The 23071-nt window shown below is 68.6% G+C and carries 22 protein-coding genes; 12 read left to right on the forward strand and 10 right to left on the reverse strand.

Going from position 1 to position 23071, the window contains the following annotated elements; all coding sequences use genetic code 11:
• Nucleotides 1–185 precede the first annotated feature (185 nt).
• A complete protein-coding gene (thiD, locus tag AVHM3334_RS01980) occupies nucleotides 186–1040 on the forward strand; it encodes a bifunctional hydroxymethylpyrimidine kinase/phosphomethylpyrimidine kinase (RefSeq protein ID WP_284409194.1) in 855 nt (284 codons plus the stop codon).
• A gap of 199 nt (nucleotides 1041–1239) precedes the next feature.
• Here the strand turns inward: thiD and AVHM3334_RS01985 are convergent, their stop codons facing one another.
• The 10 genes from AVHM3334_RS01985 to AVHM3334_RS02030 all read right to left on the reverse strand — a co-directional run bounded on the left by AVHM3334_RS01985 (nucleotide 1240) and on the right by AVHM3334_RS02030 (nucleotide 12117).
• Entirely contained in the window at nucleotides 1240–2541 is a 1302-nt protein-coding gene (locus AVHM3334_RS01985; protein ID WP_284409196.1) for a purine-cytosine permease family protein, read from the reverse strand.
• A gap of 193 nt (nucleotides 2542–2734) precedes the next feature.
• Nucleotides 2735–3805, reverse strand: a complete 1071-nt coding sequence (locus AVHM3334_RS01990; RefSeq protein WP_284409198.1) for an NAD(P)/FAD-dependent oxidoreductase — start codon at nucleotides 3803–3805, stop codon at nucleotides 2735–2737.
• A gap of 54 nt (nucleotides 3806–3859) precedes the next feature.
• Nucleotides 3860–4183, reverse strand: coding sequence for a ferredoxin FdxA (gene fdxA / locus AVHM3334_RS01995; RefSeq protein ID WP_284409199.1), 324 nt, complete (start codon nucleotides 4181–4183; stop codon nucleotides 3860–3862).
• A 102-nt stretch (nucleotides 4184–4285) separates the two neighbouring features.
• Nucleotides 4286–5662 carry a sulfate adenylyltransferase subunit 1 gene (locus AVHM3334_RS02000; protein ID WP_284409200.1) on the reverse strand — a complete coding sequence of 459 codons (1377 nt, stop codon included), beginning with the start codon at nucleotides 5660–5662 and terminating at the stop codon, nucleotides 4286–4288.
• Nucleotides 5662–6594, reverse strand: a complete 933-nt coding sequence (cysD, locus tag AVHM3334_RS02005) for a sulfate adenylyltransferase subunit CysD (RefSeq protein WP_284409201.1) — start codon at nucleotides 6592–6594, stop codon at nucleotides 5662–5664. The genes AVHM3334_RS02000 and cysD overlap by 1 nt, the downstream gene beginning before the upstream one ends.
• Before the next feature lie 58 nt (nucleotides 6595–6652).
• Nucleotides 6653–7033 (reverse strand): DUF934 domain-containing protein, encoded by a 381-nt coding sequence (locus tag AVHM3334_RS02010; protein ID WP_284409202.1) that lies wholly within the window; start codon nucleotides 7031–7033, stop codon nucleotides 6653–6655.
• A gap of 33 nt (nucleotides 7034–7066) precedes the next feature.
• A complete protein-coding gene (locus AVHM3334_RS02015) occupies nucleotides 7067–8905 on the reverse strand; it encodes a nitrite/sulfite reductase (RefSeq protein WP_284409203.1) in 1839 nt (612 codons plus the stop codon).
• Between the two features lie 10 nt (nucleotides 8906–8915).
• Nucleotides 8916–9719 (reverse strand): sulfite exporter TauE/SafE family protein, encoded by an 804-nt coding sequence (locus AVHM3334_RS02020; protein ID WP_284409204.1) that lies wholly within the window; start codon nucleotides 9717–9719, stop codon nucleotides 8916–8918.
• Between the two features lie 121 nt (nucleotides 9720–9840).
• The gene (mnmC, locus tag AVHM3334_RS02025; protein ID WP_284409205.1) at nucleotides 9841–11817 is read right to left on the reverse strand and encodes a bifunctional tRNA (5-methylaminomethyl-2-thiouridine)(34)-methyltransferase MnmC2/FAD-dependent 5-carboxymethylaminomethyl-2-thiouridine(34) oxidoreductase MnmC1; all 1977 of its coding nucleotides are present in this window, start codon (nucleotides 11815–11817) and stop codon (nucleotides 9841–9843) included.
• 27 nt (nucleotides 11818–11844) lie between these two features.
• Nucleotides 11845–12117 (reverse strand): oxidative damage protection protein, encoded by a 273-nt coding sequence (locus tag AVHM3334_RS02030; RefSeq protein ID WP_092743728.1) that lies wholly within the window; start codon nucleotides 12115–12117, stop codon nucleotides 11845–11847.
• A 145-nt stretch (nucleotides 12118–12262) separates the two neighbouring features.
• Here AVHM3334_RS02030 and AVHM3334_RS02035 point away from each other — a divergent pair, with 145 nt between their 5' ends.
• From AVHM3334_RS02035 to AVHM3334_RS02085, 11 genes are all read left to right on the forward strand, one after another.
• A complete protein-coding gene (locus AVHM3334_RS02035) occupies nucleotides 12263–13285 on the forward strand; it encodes a sulfate ABC transporter substrate-binding protein (protein WP_284409206.1) in 1023 nt (340 codons plus the stop codon).
• A gap of 59 nt (nucleotides 13286–13344) precedes the next feature.
• On the forward strand, nucleotides 13345–13935 hold the full coding sequence (gene ssuE / locus AVHM3334_RS02040; protein ID WP_284409207.1) for an NADPH-dependent FMN reductase: 591 nt from the start codon (nucleotides 13345–13347) through the stop codon (nucleotides 13933–13935).
• A gap of 142 nt (nucleotides 13936–14077) precedes the next feature.
• Complete coding sequence (locus AVHM3334_RS02045) at nucleotides 14078–15040, forward strand: sulfonate ABC transporter substrate-binding protein (protein ID WP_284409208.1); 963 nt, start codon at nucleotides 14078–14080, stop codon at nucleotides 15038–15040.
• 12 nt (nucleotides 15041–15052) lie between these two features.
• Nucleotides 15053–15262, forward strand: coding sequence for a hypothetical protein (locus AVHM3334_RS02050; RefSeq protein WP_284409209.1), 210 nt, complete (start codon nucleotides 15053–15055; stop codon nucleotides 15260–15262).
• A gap of 19 nt (nucleotides 15263–15281) precedes the next feature.
• Nucleotides 15282–16445, forward strand: a complete 1164-nt coding sequence (gene ssuD, locus AVHM3334_RS02055; protein ID WP_284409210.1) for an FMNH2-dependent alkanesulfonate monooxygenase — start codon at nucleotides 15282–15284, stop codon at nucleotides 16443–16445.
• A gap of 18 nt (nucleotides 16446–16463) precedes the next feature.
• Nucleotides 16464–16838 (forward strand): VOC family protein, encoded by a 375-nt coding sequence (locus tag AVHM3334_RS02060; protein ID WP_284409211.1) that lies wholly within the window; start codon nucleotides 16464–16466, stop codon nucleotides 16836–16838.
• Entirely contained in the window at nucleotides 16835–17689 is an 855-nt protein-coding gene (gene ssuC, locus AVHM3334_RS02065; RefSeq protein WP_284409212.1) for an aliphatic sulfonate ABC transporter permease SsuC, read from the forward strand. Before AVHM3334_RS02060 ends, ssuC begins: the two co-directional genes overlap by 4 nt.
• 157 nt (nucleotides 17690–17846) lie before the next feature.
• On the forward strand, nucleotides 17847–18803 hold the full coding sequence (locus tag AVHM3334_RS02070) for an aliphatic sulfonate ABC transporter substrate-binding protein (RefSeq protein ID WP_284409213.1): 957 nt from the start codon (nucleotides 17847–17849) through the stop codon (nucleotides 18801–18803).
• 3 nt (nucleotides 18804–18806) lie between these two features.
• The gene (locus AVHM3334_RS02075; RefSeq protein WP_284409214.1) at nucleotides 18807–19661 is read left to right on the forward strand and encodes an ATP-binding cassette domain-containing protein; all 855 of its coding nucleotides are present in this window, start codon (nucleotides 18807–18809) and stop codon (nucleotides 19659–19661) included.
• Nucleotides 19662–19743: 82 nt separating this feature from the next.
• Entirely contained in the window at nucleotides 19744–19959 is a 216-nt protein-coding gene (locus AVHM3334_RS02080; RefSeq protein ID WP_092743710.1) for a TOBE domain-containing protein, read from the forward strand.
• Nucleotides 19960–20863: 904 nt separating this feature from the next.
• A complete protein-coding gene (locus tag AVHM3334_RS02085) occupies nucleotides 20864–23071 on the forward strand; it encodes a TonB-dependent receptor (protein WP_284409215.1) in 2208 nt (735 codons plus the stop codon).

The following is a 23071-nucleotide window of genomic DNA, read 5'->3' on the forward strand; positions in this document are numbered from 1 at the left end:
CCCCACGCCAGCATGATCTGGATCGGGTCGCGGGGCAGGCGGGCCGTGGTTCGGCCGCCAGGCCCCAGGGTATTTTCTCAGTCGCGCGCCATGGGCGGGACACCCCTGTTTCGTCCGTCCAGGGATTACAGCACAGAGCCGTCACCCGCCTTTTTGACCTGGCGCATGCGCCATAATTTTTGCCCATGAACACAGAGACCCCTTCGCCATCGGCCGTGCGCCGCTACGCACGCGTGCTGTCGATCGCCGGATCGGACAGCGGCGGCGGAGCGGGCATCCAGGCCGATCTCAAGACCTTCAGCGCGCTGGGCTGCTACGGCATGACCGCCATCACCGCGCTGACCGCGCAGAACACCCAGGGCGTGCGCGCCATCCACGGCGTGCCGCCGGACATGCTGCGCCAGCAGATCGATGCCGTGGTGCAAGACATCGGGGTCGATGCCGTCAAGATCGGCATGCTGCATTCGCCCGAAACCGTGCGCGTGGTGGCCGACGCCATTCGCCGCTACCGCCTGCCGCACGTGGTGCTGGACCCGGTGATGGTCGCCACCAGCGGCGACCGGCTCATCGCGCCCGACACCGTGGGCGTGCTGGTGGGCGAGCTGTTTCCGCTGGCCACGCTGGTCACCCCCAACCTCGACGAAGCCGCGCTGCTGCTGTGCCGCCCCGTGCAAGGGGCCGACGCACTGGACCGCGCGGCGCAGGACCTGCTGGCCCTGGGTGCGCCCGCCGTGCTGCTCAAGGGCGGCCACCTGCCGGGCGACTGGGTGATCGACGTGCTGGCCGGACCGAGCGGCTTGCAGCACCGGCTGCAGTCCGCTCGCATCGCCACGCACAACGGGCATGGCACGGGGTGCACGCTGTCGTCCGCCATCGCGGCGTACCTGGCACTCGGGGAACCCTTGGTGCAGGCCGTCGAGCTGGCGCGCGCCTACATCCTGGCGGCCATCGCAGCGGGGGCCGACGTGCACACCGGCCGGGGCCACGGGCCGCTGAACCATGGGCACAGCCCGGTAGCGCAGCGCATCCTGGCGGGTTGAAAGACTCGGTGGCGAGCGCACTCACCATGGCCTTGCAGCGACCGCTACAGGCAATTAAAAAGCCAACGACGAAGCCGCCGACAACGAACAAGGGTAGAAGCGGGTCGAAGGCCGTTTGCTATAAAAATAATAGCTACATGCCCTAGTGTTTATTGCTCTGGAGGCCGATTCGATCATTTGCCTCGCGCTGCGACTCGTTTCAGCGTGGGCGTGGTCGCGTCACAAAAGCCAGCAAGAAGCACAGGCACAACGTCGGCAGTGCCGCGCCCAGCGCAGGGGCCACGCGCGGCAGCCCGTGGTAACAGGCGATGCCCGCCAGCCAGAGGCCGACCGGCAGCCACTCCACCCGCCGCGCCGTCGCCAGGGCCTGCCGCACCGGTGCGCCGAACGCGAGCCGACCGAGGATCACACCGAACAGCGGCACGAACACCGAACTGAGCAGCAGCAAAAACGGCTCCAGGCTGTGCATGGGAAGCACCAGCGCCAACGCAGTGCACAGCGCCGCCATCGCCAGGCCCCAGCGGCGCACGTCCCAGCGCGGCGCCAGGCTGTGGGCCGATACGGCGCCCGAATACGCATCGCCATAGGCGTTGTCCACCTCGTCGATGAGGATCAGCGACAGCGCGATCAGCCCGCCCTGGGCCAGCAGCAGTGCCGTCACCAGATCCTGGCTGGGCAGCGTGAGCGCCACCAGAACGCCGAGCGCATAGCACCACAGATTGGCCAGCGCATAGCCCAGCCAGGTGCCGCGCAGTGCGGCCCGGCCGTTCGTGCCATGGCGCGCGTAGTCGGCCACCAGCGGCAGCCAGGAAATCGGCATGGCGATCACCAGGTCCAGCGCCGGCAGCACGCCCATGCCGCCTTCGCCGGGGCGATTCCACAACATCGCGAAACCCTGGGCGTGCGCCAGCGACACGAACTGCCAGCTCAGCCACAGCAGCGACAACACCACCAGCGGCAGCGCGATGCGCGCGATCAGCCGGCGCACCAGTTGCACCATGGAGCCGCTGATCAGCAGCATCACCACGCCGCCCCACAGCAGCGTGGCCAGCACCGGCCATTGCGCCCCGCCCATGGCGCCGGCCTGCCGGCCGATGGCCACCGTGGCATTGCGCATCACCACCAGCTCGAACGCGCCCCAGCCCGCCAGCTGCACGATGTTGAGCCCGATGGGCAGGCCCGCGAACGCGCGCCCGTACACGGCATGCATGAGCCCGGCGCTCGCCAGGCCGCTGTCGCATCCGATCTTGGCCACCCAGCCCAGCAGGCCGGCGCCGATCAGCGAGCCCGCCACGATGGCGGCCAGCGCCTCGCGCGTGCCCAGGGCCGGCATCAGGTACGCGCCCACCTGCATGACCAGCAGCCCTACGCCGAGGCTGAACCACAGCGAGGCGTGGTCGCCGAAGCGAAACACGCGCCGGTCGGGGCCGACCGGGATCAGCGCGTCGTTGCCCGACGCCGATGGTGGGGAGGCGGCTGCGGCGGAAGGCGAAGGTGGCATGGATGCTCCGTGAATGGCAGAGCAGGGGCGCGGGCCGCTGGCTGGCCCGGCAGCGCGCAAAAAGCGGCGCGGTGGGCGTGGCGACGGGAGGCTGCTTCCCTGCGCGATGATGACATCAACAGGTTCAAAGGGACTTTCTCAGCCGCTGCCCTGTGGTGGTGGTCGTGGCGGCACCCCTGGCGAAGCCGCGATTCTAGGGGGCGGCAGCCGCCGGCACCGCCACTCCCAGCCGCTGGTGCAGCCAGGCGCTGGTCGTGGTGTATTGCAGCGCCACGGGCGCGCCGGACAGATATTCGGCCGCGCCGAAGGCCGCCAGCGTGGCCTCGTGGAATCCGCACAGGATCAGCTTGCGCTTGCCGGGATAGGTGTTGATGTCGCCCACGGCGTGGATGCCCGCGATGGGGGTGCGAAACGCCGCGGTATCGACCACGAGCTGCTTGCGCTCCATGGCCAGGCCCCAGTCGGCGATGGCGCCCAGGCGCGGCGAAATGCCCAGGCAGGCGATCAGTACATCGAGGGCAAGGCGCAGGGGCTCGCCGTCGGGGCCGATGAGCTGCAGCGCGGCCAGGCGGTCGCCGTGCACTTCGATGCCCGTGATCTGCCCGGCCACCACCGTGATGCGGCCGGCGTCGCGCAGGGCCTGCAATTGCGCCAGGGCTTCGGGCGGCGCCTGGAAGGCATCGCGACGGTGCAGCAGCGTCACGCTGGCAGCGGCCTGCGGGCCCGCTTCAGCGCAGGCGATGGCCCGGGCGACTGCGGTGTCTTCGCCGCCATGCACGACCACGTGCCGGCCAGCGGTGTCCGCCGCGTCGTCCTGGTAATGCAGCTGCGTGCCTTCGAACCGCTCGATGCCTTCGGCCTTCACGGCCCGCGGCACGAACGCACCGACGCCTGCGGCAATGAAGACGGTGCGGGCCAGCCATTGCGTGCCGCCGCTGGTCTGGAGCAAAAGCCGCCCGTCGGGCTGCGGTGCCAGCACGGCGACGCGCTGGCCCAGGTGCAGGGCGGGCTGGAACGGGGCGATCTGCCGCTGCAGCAGCGCGACGAGTTCGCGCCCGGTGCAGACGGGAATGCCGGGGATGTCGTAGATGGTCTTGTCGCCGTACAGCTCGGCGCACTGGCCGCCCACGTGGGGCAGGGCGTCGATCACATGGGCCGCGATGCCCTGCAGCCCGAGCTGGAACACCTGGAACAGCCCGACCGGCCCGGCGCCGATGACGACGGCATCCGTTTCGATGGGGCCGGGCGCAGCAGCGTGGTTCACGAAGGCAGGGTCGGGATCAGGGGCAGGTCGGTCGAGCCAGCAGCAGTGGCGGGCTCAGCGGATCAGGTCGGCCACCTTGCCGGGCTTGCCGTTCCAATCGTCGGCGTCGGGCAGGGGCGCCTTGCGCTTGGTGATGCTCTTGAATTGGGGCGACAGGTCGGCATTGATCTTGATGAACGCGATCTGGTCCGGGGGCAGGTCTTCCTCGGCAAAGATGGCGTTGGCCGGGCACTCGGGAATGCACACGGCGCAGTCGATGCATTCATCGGGGTCGATCACGAGGAAGTTGGGGCCTTCGCGGAAGCAGTCCACGGGGCACACGTCCACACAGTCGGTGTACTTGCACTTGATGCAGTTTTCGGAGACGACGTGAGTCATGGCAGGAGTTGTCGTTGGATCGGGGGTAACCCGCGATTTTAGGGCGTTTCAGGAAGCGGCCCGGAGGCCGCCCCTGCAACGGCAAGGATTGGGCGCCGCCGTTCAGGCGGTCGGGTCGTTCACGAGCACCGCGCCCGCGGTCTTGTGGCTGGCGGTATCGACCAAAATCAGCGAGCCCAGCACGCGCGCCCGGGTAAAGGGCGCGGCAGGCAGGGGTTCCTGCAGCAGCAGGTCCACGTGGCCGATGGCGTTGGGGTCGAGCTGGGCGGCATCTTCCTCGGCCAGCGTGTGGATGTTGAGCTTGTGCACCACGCGCTGCACCTTGGCCTTGACCCAGCGGTGGCCGTGCAAGGCCCAGTAAACGCGGCCGGCAACGAGCGGCTCGTCGTCCATCCACGCCACGGTGGCGCGCAGTTCGCGCCGGCCGGGCCAGGAAGGCGTCGATGCCGGGGTGTCGAAGTCGTCGGCGGCCACGGCGGCAGGCTGCGGCGCGGCGATGATCCAGTCGCCCCGCGACACGTCCACCTCGCGGTCGAGCACGATGCCCGCGCTCTGGCCGGCCGGCACGCCGACGGGGCGGCGGGCGTGGTCCAGCACCTGGGCCACGGTGGCCTGCTGTCCGCTCGGGAACACCTGCACCGCCGTGCCGGGCTCGACGTTGCCGGCGGCCACGCGGCCCCAGAACACGCGGCGGCCCTGCGAGGTATCGGCGGACGACGAGAACTTCTCGACCCACTGCACGGGAAACGCCAGCGGCAGGCCGACGTCGGTGGGCGTGTTGGGCAGTTTCTCCAGGATCTGCAGCAGGCTCGGGCCCTCGTAGCCGCACCAGCCGGGGTTCGCATCGACCACGTTCCAGCCCTTGAGGGCGGACACCGGCACCGTCGCCCGCGCGGCGATGCCCGCGGCCTGCGCGAAGGCGCCGAGCGCATCGCGGATGTGGCGGAAGGCGAGCGCCGGGTCTTGCACCGCATCGAGCTTGTTCACCGCGAACACCAGCGAATGCACGCGCAGCAGATGCACCAGCAGCGAATGGCGGCGCGTCTGCGCCAGCAGTTCGAGGCCGGGGTTCTTCCAATCGAGCTTGGTGGCATCGACCAGCACCACGGCCGCGTCGGCGCTGCTGGCGGCGGTGACCATGTTGCGGGTGTACTGCTCGTGGCCCGGTGCGTCGCCGATGATGAACTTGCGTTCTTCGGTGGCGAAGTAGCGGTAGGCCACGTCGATGGTGATGCCCTGTTCGCGCTCGGCCGACAGGCCGTCGGTCAGCAGGGCCAGGTCGGTTTCGCCCTGGCGCTGCACGCCGGCCAGGTGGTCCTGCAGCACGGCCTTGCTGTCCACCAGCAGGCGGCCGATGAGGGTGCTCTTGCCGTCATCGACCGAGCCGCAGGTGATGAACTTCAGTGCCGAAATGGCATCGTTTTGGCCCGATGCCGCCGGTTGGATTGCCTGTGCTGCTATCGAATTGGTAGTGGTCATCAGAAGTACCCGTCTTTCTTGCGCTTTTCCATCGAGGCGTCGGAGGTCTTGTCGTCCATGCGCGTCGCGCCGCGCTCGCTCACGTCCGCCGCCAGGGTTTCGATCACGATGTCGGCGGCCGTGGCGGCCGGGCTTTCCACCGGGCAGGTGCAGGTGATATCGCCCACGGTGCGAAAGCGCACGTCGCGCGTTTCCACCGTTTCGCCGTCACGCGGCGGGGTGAGGTCGGTCACGGGCACCAGCAGGCCCTTGCGCTCCACCACCTGGCGCTTGTGGGTGTAGTAGAGCGAGGGCAGGGCGATCTGCTCGCGGTCGATGTACTGCCACACGTCCAGTTCGGTCCAGTTGCTGATGGGGAACACGCGAAAGTGCTCGCCGGGCGCCAGGCGCGTGTTGAACAGCGTCCACAGCTCGGGCCGCTGGGCCTTGGGCTGCCACTGGCCGAAGCTGTCGCGGTGCGAAAAGATGCGCTCCTTGGCGCGGGCCTTTTCCTCGTCGCGGCGGGCGCCGCCGATCAGCGCGTCGAAGCGGAATTCGTCGATGGCCTCCAGCAGCGTGACCGACTGGTGCACGTTGCGGCTCTCGCCGGGGTGCGCAAGGCGCACGGTGCCGCGGGCCATGGAGTCTTCCACGCTGCGCACGATGAGCTCGGCCCCCAGTTCCTTGGCGCGAAAGTCGCGAAAGTCCGTGACCTCGGGAAAGTTGTGCCCCGTGTCGATCATCAGCAGCGGGTAGGGAATGCGGCCCGCACCGAACGCCTTTTCAGCGCACTTGAGCATCACCAGCGAGTCTTTGCCCCCCGAAAACAGCAGCGCTGGGCGCTCGAAGGCGGCGGCCACCTCGCGCAGGATGAAGATGGTTTCTTCTTCCAGCGCGTCCAGGTGGCGGTTGCTGAGGTGGCTCAGCACATGGGATTCGGTGCGGGCATTCATGCGGTGATCTCGGTGGGTGCGTCGGTGAGCGTGGCGGGGGCGCGGCGGGAGCGCGGGGTCAGGCAGCGTCGCGAAAGTGCGGCAGCGGATGCGTCACGTCGCCCTGGTAGAAGGCATGGAAGCGGTCCAGCTGGCGCTGCGCGTCGGCCATGTCCACGCCCTCGCGCAGCACGGCCACGTCGAAACCGCAGCGGGCCATCTGCACCAGCTGGTCGATCAGCACATCGCCCGTCGCGCGGATCTCGCCCGCGAACTTCAGGCGCTGGCGCAGCAGCCGGGCCTGGCTGAAAGCCCTGCCGTCGGTGAATTTCGGGAAGTGCAGGTCGATGCGCGTCACGCCTGCAAGGTCTTGCGCGAGCGGGTCGGCGTCGTTGGCCAGTTCAAGAACGTTTTGGCCTTCCGCGCTGGTGCTGTTTGCGCTGGCAGCTATTATTTTCATAGTGATTCGAGGGTCGTGGGTCTGCGGCGGGGCTCAGGCGGAGAGGACTTCGGCGGGGTGCCGGGCGGCGTTGGCGGCGGCCTTGAAGGGCTCGATGCCGACGCGGCGCACCGTGTCGATGAAGTTCTCGTGCCGCGGGCCATGGACGGCGTCCGTGACCGGCAGCCGTTCGGTGCGGTAGGTGGCCAGCAGCGCTTCGATCACGCCGGGCACCTCGCTGGCGCTGAACGACGGGCCGATGATCTTGCCGGGAATGGCCGGGCCCGACAGGTTGGTGCCGTCGGCGCCACCCAGGGTGATCTGGTACCACTCCTTGCCGTCCTTGTCGACGCCCAGGATGCCGATGTGGCCGCTGTGGTGGTGGCCACAGCTGTTGATGCAGCCGCTGATGTGCAGGTCGATTTCGCCCAGGTCCCACAGTTCGTCCAGGTCCTGGTAGCGCTCGGTGATGGCTTCGGCGATGGGCAGCGAGCGGGCGTTGGCCAGCGAGCAGAAATCGCCGCCGGGGCAGGCGATCATGTCGGTCAGCAGGCCGATGTTGGGCTTGGCCAGACCCAGCGCCTTGGCGGCCTTGTACAGCTCGGGCAACTGGTCGCGGCGCACCCAGGGCAGCAGCAGGTTCTGTTCGTGCGTCACACGGGCCTCGCCGCCCGAGAAACGGTCGGCCAGGTCGGCGGCGGCTTCCATCTGTTCGGCGGTGGCGTCGCCAGGGGCGTAGCCCAGGCGCTTGAAAGACAGCACCACGGCGCGCAGTTGGGGGTGGCGGTGCGGCATCACGTTGCGCACCAGCCAGCGCCCGAAGTCCTGGTCGTTCTCGGCGGCGGTGCGCAGCAGGGCCACGGTTTCGGCTTCGGCATCGGCCGGGCGCAGGTCCAGATCGGGCTCGCGGAACGACGAGGTCACGCGGTCCAGTTCGGCCTGGGTGATGGTGTGCGGGCCGCCTTCGATCTCTACGATCTGCCGGAACTCTTCCTCCACCTGGTCGATGTAGGTCTGGCCTTCGGACTTGACGAGGATCTTGATGCGCGCCTTCCAGGCGTTGTCGCGCCGGCCGTAGCGGTTATAGACCCGGATCACCGCCTCCAGGTAGTTCATGAGCTGGTTCCACGGCAGGAACTCGCGCAGCACCGGGCTGATGACCGGCGTGCGGCCCATGCCGCCACCGGCGCGCACGCGAAAGCCCAGCTCGCCCGCTTCGTTCTTGTGCAGTTGCAGGCCCACGTCGTACCAGCCGAGGGCGGCGCGGTCTTCCAGGGCGCCGTTGAGCGAGATCTTGAACTTGCGCGGCAGGAAGGCGAACTCGGGGTGCAGCGTGCTCCACTGGCGCAGGATTTCGCAGAAAGGCCGGGGGTCGGCGATCTCGTCGGCGGCGATGCCGGCCAGCGCGTCGCTGGTGATGTTGCGAATGCAATTGCCGCTGGTCTGGATGCCGTGCAGCTGCACGCTGGCCAGCAGGTCCATCACGTCGGCGCTCTTGTCCAGCGGAATCCAGTTGTATTGCACGTTGGTGCGCGTGGTGAAGTGGCCGTAGCCGTACTTCAATTGGGTGCCGATGCGCCGGCCGTCGTGCAGGGGAATGTCGCCCAGCTTTTCCTGCGTGGTCTGGGCCTCGGCCAGCAGGGCGGCGTCGGGCTGGTCGTAGTCACGGGCCACCTTGGCCAGCACGCGCAGCTGGGCGCTGGACAGTTCGCCGTAGGGCACGGCCACGCGCAGCATGGGCGCGTAGCGCTGCACGTACCAGCCGTTTTGCAGGCGCAGGGGCTTGAATTCGTCGCCCGAGAGCTTGCCGGCCTGAAAGCGTTCGAGTTGGTCGCGGTACTGCTCGGCGCGCAGCCGGATGAATTCACGGTCGAAGTCTGTGTATTGGTACATCGTGGGTCACTCAGATCAAAACCAGTTTGGCGCCCGCCCAGGCGAGCAGCACGGAAAGGGCCGAGCGGATCAACCGCTCCGGCGCGCGGGATACGAGGCGCGAGCCCAGCCAGATGCCAGGCAGCGATCCCGCCAGCAATTGGACCAGAAGCGGCCAGTCCACGGAGCCGAGCGACGCATGCCCCAGGCCCGCCACCAGTGTCAGCGGCACGGCGTAGGCGATATCGGCGGCAATGATGCGCGGCAGCGGCAGCAGCGGAAACACCATCAGCAGCACCGTCACGCCGATGGCGCCCGCGCCCACCGAGGTGAAGGTGACCAGCGTGCCGATCACCGCGCCCAGCAGCACCGGCAGGCTCCAGTGGCGGGGGCGCGCGGCATCCGCGCCGGCATCGGCACGGGTTTGCCGGTCGGCTGCCTGCCGCGCCGGAGAAAAAACGAAAGCCTTGTACAGCATGGCGGCGGCGGTGAGCAGCAGGGCGACGCCGAGCGTGGTGGTCATGATGCGCTGGGCGGTGCTGCTGCCGGGGCCCATCACCTTCAGCGCCCACAGCGACAGCAGCGCCGCAGGCACGCTGCCCGCGCACAGCAGGCCCACCACCCGCCAGGGCACCAGCCGCTGCCGCGCCAGGCTGACGGTGCCGCCCATCTTGGTGAAGGCGGCGAAGAGCAGATCGGTGCCGATCGCCAGGTGCGGCTTCACCCCGAAGAAGAAGATCAGGATGGGCGTCATCAGCGAGCCGCCACCGACCCCGGTGAGGCCGACGATCAAGCCCACCGCGAAGCCCGCGAAAACGAACGCCAAATCATGCATGCCGGCGAATGTAGGCGGAGTCCTTATGGAAACAAACGATTGTTTTTTCCTGCCGTTATGCGGATAAGCTTATTTCCCAGCACTGGCGCGGGTTTGCAGAGGATCGGCAGGCCCCGTCGGCTCAAAGCCGCTCGGTGCCCAAGGCCCGCGCCAGCCGCGAGTCCAGGGGAAGCGGCTCGCCGTGCAGCCGCGCCGCGATCAGTTCGCCGCACAGCGGTGCCAGGGTGAGCCCGCGCGCTCCCATGGCCGTGCACACCCACAGGCCGGGCAAGGCGTGCGGATCGACGGGGCCGGCGATCGGAAGTCGGTCGTGCGACGTGCAGCGCACGCCGGCCCAGGCCCGGACGGCCGGGTGATCCTGCGCGGTGGAGGGGGCTGCATCGGTGGCATGGTCTGCATGGGCTGCACGTGCGGCTGCCTGCTCGAAGGCCGGGGCCAGCCGGTCCGCCACCGCGGGCAGCAGGGTCTGCAATTTCGTCCAGTTGGCGGCATGGGCTGCAGCCGCTTCGTCGGCGCTCAGCGGAAGCTGCGTCGCGTCCCGCTCGAAGGTCGAGCCCATGTACCAGCGCCGAGCGCCGTTCGGCCCTGGAATGTGGGGCACCAGATTGCCGTTGCCGTTGACCGGGAACCCCGGCCAAACTCCAGGTGCTCCAGAAGCTCCAGATTCGCCATCTTCGGCGCCGTGGTCCCCCCAGGAGACCTGGCCGCGCAGTGGCTGCAGCACCCAGCGCTCGTCCAGCAACGGCATGCTTTGCGGTCCGGCGGCCACGACGACGTACGGCGCCTCGGCCAGCACTGCACCCTGTGCATCGATCGCCTGCCAGTTCGCCGTGCCCTCCGGGTTGGCGGGGCCACGGCGCAATCGGTGGACCGATGCCCCGCCTTGCCATGCGATGGCCTGGTGGTCCAGCAGCGCGCCTATCCATCGGGCCGGGCGCACCCAGCCGGCCCGTGCGTGCCAGCAGGCGACGGCGCCGTTCGGCAAGCCGGCCTGGGCAAGGGCCTTCGCGTCGGCAGGGCGGCTCCAATCGCTGCCCGCGCCATGGCCCCAGGCGGCAGGCATGCCAGGGCTGCCGTCCACGCGATGCTCCAGCACCCCGCAGGGGCTCCACGCCTCCCCGACGGGCAAAGCGGACAACGCTTGCAGCGTGGTCCGCACGCCGCTGCGCGACAGGCGCGAGAGCACGCTGTCGTCGGGCGAAACATGGGGGGCGAACAGGCCGGCAGGCAGGCCGGACGCGCCGCTGGCGGGCGCATCGGCCCGGTCCAGCACCCGCACCTTCCACCCGCGCCGCGCCAGACTGGCAGCCACCGAGGCGCCTGCCAGGCCGGCGCCGATCACCAGGCATTCGGAAGGTGCTTCCACCTCGACGGGTGGCGGGGCATTGCGTGCGGCGCGGGGTTCCCAAGCCGGGTCGAAGGTGGCCTGCAGGTTGTCGCGCTTGGGCGGCACGCCGGGCACCTTCGCCACCAAAAAACCGCATTGGGCCAGCGTGTCGCGCACGGCCCGCGCGATCGTCCAGGTTGCGAGACGCGTGCCGCGTCGGCAGCAGCGCGCCACGGCCTTCAGCGTGTGTTCATCCCAGATGCCGGGGTTGCGCTGCGGGCTGAAGCCGTCCAGGTACACCGAATCGGCCACGGGCATCTGCTGGCGCAGCATGGCCTGGGCATCGCCCACGTAGAGCGTGAGCAGCACGCGGCCTTGTTCGAACGCGAGGCGGTGCACGCCCGGCAAAAGGCCCCAGAACTGGTCGTGCAACTGCTGCGCGAGCGGCGCCAGTTCGGGATGGGCGGCACCGGCACGCAGCAGATCGGCCGCCGCCACGGGGAACGCCTCGCAAGAGGCGAAATGCAGCAGTGCGGGGCGGCCGGGGTCGGCGCGCCAGACGGCCCAGGTCACGAGGAAGTTGAGACCCAGGCCGAAGCCGGTCTCCAGAATGCGCCAGCGGGCCTGGCCAGCCCAGGCCAGCGGCAGGCCGCAGCCGTGCAGGAACACGCGGTGGGCCTGGTCCAGGCCACCGTTTTCACTGTGGTAGCGGTCGCCGAATCGCGGGCTGTAGGGGGTGCCGTCGGCCAGCCAGTCGATGGGCTCGGTCATGGACGGCGCCGGGTGTACGCCAAGGGTTCAGGCGCTGGGCGGTACGTAGCCCTGGGCGGCGTCCGCGCCCTCGCCGAAGAAGTGCTGCTCCATCTGGCGGGCCAGGTATTGGCGGGCGCGGGCATCGGCCAGGTTGAGGCGGTTTTCGTTCACCAGCATCGTCTGGTGCTTGAGCCAGGCGGCCCAGGCTTCCTTGCTGACGCTTTCCCAGATGCGCTTGCCCAGATCACCGGGGTAGGGGGGAAAGTCGAGGCCCTCGGCTTCTTTGCCGAGCTTGATGCATTGAACGGTACGTGCCATGGGAAAGGGATCCTGGAAATCGTTGGGTTAGATGTTTTAGGTATTTAAAACTGAAATTTCAGTAGTTCCAGTTTTGAAGAGGGACTTTCAGAATGCGTTGCATCGGTGATTCGCACCGGATCGCATCCACACAAGAAAGCCTCTCATGAACGTTCGCCGCGACTTTATCAAGTTTCCTCTGGCAGCTGCCCTGTGGGCCGGTTTGGCCCTGACGGCTTTGCCGTCGTTCGCACAAACGGTGCAGTTCCTGAACGTTTCCTACGACCCGACCCGCGAGCTGTACGTCGAATACAACCAGGCGTTCGCCAAGCACTGGAATGCCAAGAGCGGGCAGGACCTGGCGATCAAGCAGTCGCACGGCGGCTCCGGCAAGCAGGCGCGTTCGATCATCGACGGCATCGACGCCGATGTGGCCACGCTGGCCCTCGGGGGCGATATCGATGCGCTGGGCACCCACGGCGGTTTGGTCAAGGCCGACTGGCAAAAGCGGCTGCCCCACAACTCGGCGCCTTACACATCGACCATCGTCTTCCTGGTGAAGAAGGGCAACCCCAAGGGCCTCAAGGATTGGGACGACCTCGCCAAGCCCGGCGTGCAGGTGATCACCCCCAACCCCAAGACCTCCGGCGGCGCCCGCTGGAACTACCTGGCGGCCTGGGAGTTCGCCAAGCGCAAGTACGGCGGCGATGCACAGGCCAAGGACTTCGTGGCCAAGCTGTACGGCAACGTGCCCGTGCTGGACACCGGCGCGCGCGGCTCCACCATCACCTTCGTGCAGCGCGGCGTGGGCGACGTGCTGCTGGCCTGGGAGAACGAAGCCTTCCTGGCCCTCAAGGAATTCGGTCCCGAGAAGTTCGAGATCGTCGTGCCTTCGATTTCCATCCTGGCCGAGCCCAGCGTGGCGGTGGTGGACAAGAACGTGGATAAGAAGGGCACCCGCGCCGTCGCCGAGGAATACCTCAAGTACCTGTACTCCGACGAAGGCCAGGACATCGCCGGCAAGAACTTCTACCGCCCCACCGGCGACAAGGCCAAGGCCAAGTACGACAAGCAGTTCCCCAAGCTCACGCTGGTCACCATCGACCAGGCTTTCGGCGGCTGGGGCAAGGCCGACAAGGCGCACTTTGCCGATGGCGGCAGTTTCGACCAGATCTACACGAAGAAGTGAAGACGGCGGCGCCCGCATCCCGTCGCCAGCGCCTGTCGCTCAAGCCAGAAAGCCCTTACATGTCCGTTCTATTGATCGCCGGCAGCCCTTCGGAGCGTTCCCGCTCCGCCGCCTTGCTGGACACCGTGTCGCAGCGCCTGTCGGTGCGCGGTGCGCTGGTGCAGCGCCTGCGCATCCGCGACCTGTCGCCCCAGGCGCTGCTGCTGGCGGACACGGGCCACCGTTCCATTGCCGCCGCAGTGGAAAGCGTGGCAGAGGCCAGCGTGCTGGTGGTGGCGACGCCCGTGTACAAGGCGGCCTACAGCGGCGTGCTCAAGGTGTTTCTCGACCTGCTGCCGCAAACGGCGCTCAAGGGCAAGACCGTGCTGCCGCTGGCCACCGGCGGCAGCGCCCACCACATGCTGGCGCTGGACTACGCGCTGCGGCCGGTGCTGCAGTCGCTGGGCGCCAAGCACATCCTGCCGGGCATCTATGCCACCGATGCCCAGGTCACGCTCACGCCCGAGGGGGCCTACGAAGTGGGGCACGACGTGTCCGACCGCCTGGACGACGCCGTGAACGTGCTCATTACCGAAACCCTGCGGCCCGCGCCCGCCCAGGCCACGCGGTTTGCTCCGGTGCATTTCTCGCAGGTGCGATGTAGCGTCTGACGCGCCAGCGGTGGCGGCGCCGATTCAGGCCGCGCCGTCCCCCATTTCCTTCCCTTCTCCCGTTTTGAGAACCCGCCCGCTGCGGGGTGGGCCGCCGCATTCCCGCCTGCACCGGCTGGCCCTCGCCAGAAAGACCGATCGCATGACCTCCAATTTCTCTTCCCTGCGCCGCAAGCTCGTGGCCTCCGGCTTCGGCGCCGCGCTGGCCACCGGCCTGCCAAGCGCTTTTGCCCAGAAACCCGGGCGCACGCTGCGCGTGGGCCACCAAAAGGGCTGGCTGTCGCTGCTCAAGGCGCGTGGCACGCTGGAAAAGCGCCTGGCCCCTTTGGGCGTGAAGGTGACCTGGACCGAGTTCAACGCCGGCCCGGTGCAACTGGAGGCGCTGAATGTCGGCTCCATCGACTTCGGCGACGTGGGCGAGGCGCCGCCCATCTTCGCCCAGGCTGCCGGCGCACCGCTGGTGTATGTCGGCGCCACGGTGCCGCGCCCGCAACTGGAGGCGATCGTCGTGCCCAAGGGCTCGGCGATCCGGAGCGTGGCCGAGTTGAAGGGCCTGCGCATCGCGCTCAACAAGGGCTCGAACGTGCACTACCTGCTGGTCAAGGTGCTGGAAAAGCATGGCCTGCATTACCGGGACGTGCAGCCCGTGTTCCTGGCGCCGCCCGACGCGCGCGCGGCCTTCGAGAAAGGCGCCGTGGATGCCTGGGTGATCTGGGACCCGTTCCTCGCTTCGGCGCAGAAAACGCTGCAGGCACGCGTGCTGGCCGACGCGACCGGCGTGGCGAACAACCGCGCGTACTACTTCTCGTCGCGCGACTTTTCCGCCAAGAACTCCGACGTGCTGCGCATCGCCATCCAGGAGGTGGACGACATCGATCAATGGATCTCGGCGAACAAGGCCGATGCGGCGGTGGAGCTGGCCAACGTGCTGGGCCTGGACCGCTCGGTCACCGAGCTGTTCGTGGGCCGCGCCGGCTACGGCACGTCGCTGGTGTCGCGCGACATCCTGGCCGAACAGCAGGTGATCGCGGACACGTTCTTCGATCTGAAGCTCATTCCCCGCAAGCTCAACCTGCAGGACGCCGCTCCGGTGGACCTGCTCTGAAAGGGCGCGCCCATGTCCGCACCTTTCTCGACCCCTGTGCAGGTCCGCGTGCTCCGGGTGCTGGGCGTCACCGCCCAGGCCTGGGGCCTTTCCGAGCCGCATGAAAGCGCCCGCGTGATGCCGCTGCCTCTGCCGCCCACGCCCACGCTCCCGTTTTCAGCCCAGGCGCCGCGCCGGCGCAGGGCCATCGCCCACGCGCCATTTTTCGCCATCTCCTACTGAACGACGACGAGGTCATCGCATGCAAGTTTTCTGGTTCATTCCCACCCATGGCGACAGCCGCTATCTGGGCACCACCGAAGGCGCGCGCCAGCTCAGCCACGACTACGTGAAGCAGGTGGCCGTCGCAGCCGACAGCCTGGGCTATGAAGGCGTGCTCATTCCCACCGGACGGTCGTGCGAGGACCCGTGGGTGGTAGCTTCCAGCCTGGTCGCCGTCACGCGCCGGCTCAAGTTCCTGGTGGCGGTGCGGCCCGGGCTGCACCAGCCCAGCCTGGCCGCACGCATGGCCGCCACGTTCGACCGGCTCTCGGGCGGGCGGCTGCTGATCAACCTGGTCACGGGCGGCGACCAGATCGAGCTGGAGGGCGATGGCGTCTTCCTCGACCACGCGGCACGCTACGAGCAATCGGCCGAGTTCATCCGCATCTGGCGCGAGATCCTCACCCGCAGCCACGACGGCGGCACCTTCGACTATGAAGGCAAGCACCTGTCGGTCAAGGGCGCCAAGCTGCTGTTTCCGCCGCTGCAAAAACCGTATCCGCCGGTGTACTTCGGCGGTTCGTCGGCCGCGGCGCACGACCTGGCGGCCGAACAGGTCGAGGCTTACCTGACCTGGGGCGAGCCACCTGCCGAAGTGGCCAAGAAAGTGGCCGACGTGCGCGAGAAGGCTGCACGGCTGGGCCGCACCGTGAAGTTCGGTATCCGCCTGCACGTGATCGTTCGCGAGACCGACGCCGAGGCCTGGGCCGCGGCCGAAAGCCTCATCAGCCGCGTGAAGGACGAAACCGTGGTGCAGGCCCAGGCCGTGTTCGCCCGCATGGATTCCGAGGGCCAGCGCCGCATGGCTGCGCTGCATGCTGGTGGCGCCAAGCGCTCGCGGGCCGACCTGGAGATCAGCCCTAACCTGTGGGCCGGCGTGGGCCTGGTGCGCGGCGGAGCCGGCACGGCGCTGGTGGGCGACCCGCAGACCGTGGCCGACCGCATCAAGGAGTACGCCGCGCTGGGCATCGACACCTTCGTGATGTCGGGCTACCCGCACCTCGAAGAGGCCTACCGCTTTGCCGAGCTGGTGTTTCCGCTGCTGCCGCTGGCGCTGCAGGAAAAGCTGGCGGGCGGCTCGCCCGGCGGGCCGTTCGGCGAGGTCGTCGGCAACCAGTACGCGCCGCGCGCGTCGCAAAGCTGATCGAGGGGAGGGCACACCATGGCGATCCATTCCATCAACCACGTGCAACTGGCCTTTCCGGCCGGTGCCGAGGGCCAGATCCGCAACTTCTACGGCACGCTGCTGGGCCTGCCCGAATTGCTTCACCCCGCGGGCAACACGCTGCGCTTCGCCGCAGGCGCGCAGCGCATCGAGCTGGTGCCCACCGACGGCTGGCAGCCCGTGCCGGCCGTCTCCCACCTGGCCTTCGAGGTGGAGAACCTGCCCGAGTTGCGCGGGCGGCTGCTGCAGGCCGAATTGCCGCTGGTGGAGAACCGGGCGCTGCCCGGCTACCTGCGCTTTTACGTGAAGGACCCGGCAGGCAACCAGCTGGAGTTCCTGGAGCCCGACAACGACCCGAGGTACGACGCATGACCGATACGGTACGAGAGCTGCAGGTTTCGCCCCTGCCCGAATCGCCCGATGGCCCGGCCGGAAGCTGGCCCGCGCCGCTGGTGCAACTGGCCGCCGCCGTGTGGCGCCGGCTGCTGCCCTGGCTCGTGCCGGTGACGCTGATCGCGCTGTGGCAGGTGGCGTCCGCATTGGGGTGGCTCTCCACGCGCGTGCTGCCCGCGCCGCTGGATGTGATCAAGGCCGCATGGACGCTGACCGAATCGGGCGAGCTGTGGACCCATGTGAAGGTGAGCGCCAGCCGGGCGCTGGTGGGCCTGGCGATCGGCGGCGGCCTGGGGCTGGTGCTGGGGCTGCTGACGGGCTCGCTGCGGCTGGCCGAAACGCTGCTCGACTCCACCATCCAGATGGTGCGCAACATTCCGGCGCTGGCGCTCATCCCGCTGGTGATCCTTTGGTTCGGCATCGACGAGTCGGCCAAGCTCTTCCTCATCAGCGTGTCGGTGTTCTTTCCGATCTACCTGAACACCTTCCACGGCATCCGCAACGTGGACCCGGGGCTGATCGAGATGGGGCGCACCTACGGCCTGTCGCGCTGGCAGCTGTACCGCGAAATCATCCTGCCCGGGGCCCTCTCGTCCATCCTCGTGGGCCTGCGGTTTTCGCTCGGGCTGATGTGGGTGATCCTGATCGTGGCCGAGACGATTTCGGCCCAGGCCGGCATCGGCTACCTGACCATGAACGCCCGCGAGTTCCTGCAGACCGACATCGTTCTGGTCGGCATCCTGCTGTATGCGCTGCTGGGCAAGCTGGCCGACGTGTTCGCCCGTGGACTGGAGCACTGGTGGCTGCGCTGGCACCCTGGATATCAGTGAACAACCCCCTGAGGCGCTGCGCGCCTTCCCCCTTCACGGCTCGCGCGGCGAGCCATGAAGGGGGACGCCGCCAGTGGCCCGGCAAAGCCGGTTCCACGGCGTCTGCTGGCCCTGGGCCGCGCCGGTTTTTGACATCTCTCACCTCTACAGGAACGTCATGAGTTTGCATTTCGATCGCCGTGCCTTGCTGGCCGCGTTGGGGTTGTCCTTAGCGGGGCTGGCTAATGCGCAGCCTGCGGGCGCCACCGTGCGCATCGGCTACCAGAAGTCATCCACGCTGACGGTGCTGCTCAAAGCGCAGGGCACGCTGGAAAAACAGCTCGCCCCGCTGGGCGTGCAGCCGTCGTGGCACGAGTTCACCAGCGGCCTGCCGTTGCTGGAGGCGCTGAATCTCGACAACCTGGATTTCAGCGCCGACGTGGCCGATACCGTGCCGGTGTTCGCCCAGGCGGCGGGCGCGCAGGTCACCTTCGTGGCGCAAGAGGCGCCTTCGCCGACCGCGCAGGCCATCGTGGTGCGGGCCGATTCGCCGCTCAAGACCGTGGCCGGGCTCAAAGGCAGGAAGGTCGGTTTTGCCAAGGCGGCCGGCGCGCATTACCTGCTGATCGCCGCGCTGGAAAAGGCCGGCCTGTCGTTCAAGGACATCGAGCCCGCCTACCTCACACCCGCCGATGGCCGGGCCGCCTTCGAGCGCGGCGCCATCGATGCCTGGGTGGTGTGGGACCCGTTCCTCGCCGCCGCGCGGCAGCAGTCGGGCGCCCGGGTGCCCGCCGACGGCACGGGCCTTGCGTCTTACCAGCGCTACTACCTGGCCAGCACGCGGTACGCCCAGGCAAAGCCCGAGGTGCTGCGCACGCTGTACACCGAACTGGAAAAAGCCGGCCGCTGGGCGAAAGCCCGTCCGAAGGAGGCTGCCGCGCTGCTGGCGCCGGTATGGGGGCTGGACGCCGCCGTCATCGAGCAGGCCAACAGCCGCCGCAGCTACAGCGTGCGGCCCGTGGTGCCCGAAGGGCTGGCCGAGCAACAGCGCATCGCCGATGCCTTCTTCGCCGAGAAGCTGATTCCGCGCCGGGTCGATGCCCTGGCCCTTCCCCTGTTCAAGCCCGGAGCGTGAACCATGCCTGAAGCCCGATCTGCTTCCTCTTCCTCCCCTTTTTCCCCTGCGTCCGCGCCGTCCCAGCCGGGCGCTGGCGGCGTGCGCCTGCAGGCCCGCGGGCTCTCAAAGCGGTATGGGCCGCGCGAAGTGCTGCGCAATGCGCACCTGGACATCGAGCCTGGCGAGTTCATCGCCATCGTGGGCCGAAGCGGCTGTGGCAAGAGCACCTTGCTGCGGCTGGTAGCGGGCCTGGAAACCGCCAGTGGCGGCACGCTCACCACCGACGGCAAGGCGGTCGCCGGCCTGCACAACGACACGCGCATCATGTTCCAGGAGGCCCGCCTGCTGCCCTGGCGCCGGGTGCTCGACAACGTGGCCATCGGCCTGCCCAAGGCGGCCCACGCGCGCGGTCGCGAGGTGCTGGCGCAGGTGGGCCTGGCCGACCGCGAGGGCGAATGGCCGGCCCGGCTGTCGGGCGGCCAACGCCAGCGCGTGGCCCTGGCACGCGCCCTGGTACACCAGCCGCGCCTGCTGCTGCTCGACGAGCCGCTGGGCGCGCTGGATGCGCTCACCCGCATCGAGATGCACCGCCTCATCGAAGGGCTGTGGCAGCGCCACCGCTTCACCGCGCTGCTGGTCACCCACGACGTGCAGGAGGCCGTCGCCCTCGCCGACCGTGTGGTGCTGATCGAGGACGGCCGCATCGCGCTGGACGAGCGCATCGACCTGGCGCGCCCGCGTTCGCAGGGCGACGCCGCCTTCGCCGCCATCGAAAAACGCATTCTCGACCGCGTGCTGCAAAAGCCCGAGGCCGACCCGCCGGCCGATCCGGCCTGGCCCGGCATTCCCGCGCACGGGCTGCGCTGGGCGGTCTGAGGCGCCGCGTTTCCGTTGTTCCGTTCGCCTGATCTTTCGATCCAACCCGTTTTCCGTTCCCGGACTTTTCAAGGAGAAAACCATGTCCATCCAAGCCATCAACGTGCGCAATCAATTCAAGGGCAAAGTGCGCGAGATCGTCCGCGGCGATGTCGTGTCCGAGGTCGATGTCGAAACGCCCTGGGGCATCGTCACCTCCGTCATCACGACGCGCTCGGTCGATGAGCTGAGCCTGGTCGTGGGCTCCGACGTCGTGGCGCTGGTCAAATCCACCGAGGTGTCGATCGCCAAGCTGTGAAGAGAGTTGAGGCAAAAAATGGCCCCAGCGCATGATTCACTAAGGGGTTGTGCTATAAAAATAGTAGCACATTGATTGGAGAGGCGGCTTGCGGGCCGCCTTTTTCATGGGCTGTGCGATTTTGGTGGGCGCTTGCCGTTGCATGCGCGCCCGGCGTTTCCTCCTTCATCCGTGCTCGCGCCGCAGCGCCTCGCCCGTGCGGCGCACCGTCGGCTCTGCGCTGGGCAGCGCGCTGCTCGTGCGGGCCGCCAGCGGGCGCCAGGGCCTGGCCGCTGCCCTGCGGTACCTGCCGCTGGGTCGGCGCTGGTAGTGCGCGGCGAAGCGGCTGAACCAGGCCGCTTCGTCCCCACTGCAAACATGCGGGGCGGTACAGGTCGTTCTCAGCACGGTGGCCAGCTCGGTGGCGAAGCGGGACCAAACTGCCGGGTCTGCCGCGTGGTACCGCCATCCCGCTCGTCGCGGCGCTGGGGCTACCGGGCCGATGACGACCGCATCAAGGGTCGCTGGCGCCTGCCTCTGATGGAGCCGGTCACGGCCCATTGACCGGAGGGCGAAGGCAACGCGGCCGGCATGCCCGGTGGCGTGGCCGAAGCAGGGCGGCTCGGCTTCGGCCTGCGTTCAGGCCCCGAGCGCCGAAAGTTTTATTAACGCATGTCAGTTGCGTTATTGGGTCTAGAATCCGGCACTGCAACGCCGTTCGGCTGCAGCAGCGAACAAATTCACCTTCGGCCCTCGCCATCCCTTTTAAACTGCGGCACCTTTCCCTGTGATCCCCCGTGGCGCTTGGCTGCGGCGGCCGGCGGCTCTGGCATCCGCACGGCTCGCGCGCATGGAGCCTGCCTTTTCCACCTTCCACGCCGGCTTCGCTTTCAGCGCCCGCTCCCTGTCTTTGTTCCATCCCACCATGCGACCGCTTTGCCCCACCGCTTCCCTCTGGTTGACCCCTTTGCTGGCCCTGTCCGCGCCCGGCGCCATGGCCCAGGAGGGGGGCGGTACTGCTGGTGCCCTGCCCACGGTGGTCGTGAAGGAGCAGGCCATGCCGGGCGCGCTGGACCAGCCGGCCGAGGGCGCGTCCCGGCTGGGCCTGTCGGTGCGCGAAACGCCGGCCTCCATCGACGTGGTTTCCCGCCAGGTGCTGGGCGAACGCGGGCTGCGCACCGTGACCGAAGCGGCCCAGGCCGCCGTGGGCGTGACGGCGGGGGACTTTCCGGCCGAGCCCAGCGCGTTTTCGATGCGCGGCTTTGCCAACAGCCAGATCAACACGCTCTACAACGGCATCAAGATCGGTCCGCCCAACATGACGTCGCGCGTGATGGACACGGCCAATCTGGAGCGCATCGAATTCCTGAAAGGCGCTGCCTCGCTGATGTCGGGCGAGGGCGCGTCGGGCGGAGCGGTGAATTTCGTCACCCGCGCGCCGCACCGCGGCCCGGTGCAGACCGAGGTCGAAACGGCCGCGGGTTCTTTCGGCGAGCGGCGCCTGCGCCTGGGCTCTGGCGGCACCACCGTCTGGAAAGACCTGGACTACCGGATCGACATGAGCGGCTCTGAAAGCGATGGCCCCGTGCAGGCCACCGGCCAGCACAACCGCCATCTGTCCGGTGGGCTGGATTGGCATGTGCAGCCGGGCCTGAAGTTCTTCGTGGCCGGCGAGATCAAGCGCGACCGCGGCAGCAGCTACTGGGGCACGCCGCTGGTGTCCGCCGCCGCGCCGGGTATCGAGCCCGAAGGCGGCGTGGTGTCGGGCACCTACACGTCGGGGTTCAACGGCAGCGCGCTCGGTCCGGTCGCCATCGACCGGCGCACGCTGCGCACCAACTACAACGTGCTCGACAACCGCAACGAGGCCCGTGAAACCTGGCTGCGCGCAGGCATGGACTGGCGCATCGACAAGGCGTTCACCCTTCGCACGCAGGTCTATCGCTACACCGCCGCACGCACCTGGTTCAACAACGAGATCGCCGCGTTCAACGCCGGCACCGGCCTGGTGGACCGCGAGCGCTTCTATGTGGCGCAGGACCAGACATCGGTCGGGCAAAAGACCGAACTGCAATGGGACGGCCAGATCGCCGGCCGCGACAACCGCTGGGTGGCAGCGCTCGAGTACAGCGACCTGGATTTGACCCGGCCCGGTGCCGCCAACTTTCCGGGCGACAGCGTGAGCCTGGTGAACCCCGACCGCGGCACCTACGGCCCGCTCACCCGGCAGTGGCAGACGAGCGGCGTGCGCAACACCGTCCTGGCGCTCGAAGACCGGTTTTCGGTAGCGCCGGGCTGGGCGTTGATCGGCGGGCTGCGGCACGAATCGATCGAGTTGTCTCGCACCTCCACCGACGCGGCGGGCGCCTCGCGCACGGGCTTTCCCTTCGACAAGACCTGGCACCCGACCACGGGGCGGCTGGGCGTGACCTGGGCGCCGGCGGCGGGCACCACCATTTACGGCCAGTACGCCACGGGCGCCGACGTGGCGGCCAACAACCTGTTCCTGCTGCGCGGCACGCAGCCGCTCGACCTGACCCGCACGCGCAATCTGGAGGCGGGCGTGAAGCAGTCGTTCTGGCAGGACCGCGGCGAATGGACCTTCGCGGTGTACGACAGCCAACGCCGCAACGTCTATGCCGCGCAGGGCGGGCAGTCGCTGGCGCTGGCAGGATCGCTGCAGTCGCGCGGGGCCGAAGCCTCGCTGGCGCTGCGGCCCGATGCGCACTGGAGCGTGTGGTCCAACCTGGCGCTCAATCGCGCACGCTATGAGGACTACGCGCTGGCCGGTGGCGGCTCGCTTTCGGGCAACACCCCGCCCAATGCGCCGCGCGTGGTGGCCAATGCCGGCGTGGGCTACCGCTTCGTCGCCGGCGTGCCGGTGCAGGTTTCAGCTTCGCTGCGGCACGTGGGCGAGCGGTTCCACAGCGATGCGAACACCGTGCGGCTGTCCGCCTACACCGCGCTCGACGCCGCAGTGGCCGTGGATGTGGCGCGTGGCGTGCAGTTGACGCTGCGCGGGCGCAACCTGACCAACCGCGTGTATGCGGCCTGGGCCGATCCGTTCTACCCCGACCAGATCCTGCTCGGCGCCCCGCGCAGCTTCGAACTCGCTCTTCGCTGGGTGCTGTGA

Source organism: Acidovorax sp. SUPP3334, from assembly GCF_030159055.1.
Lineage (GTDB): Bacteria > Pseudomonadota > Gammaproteobacteria > Burkholderiales > Burkholderiaceae_C > Paracidovorax.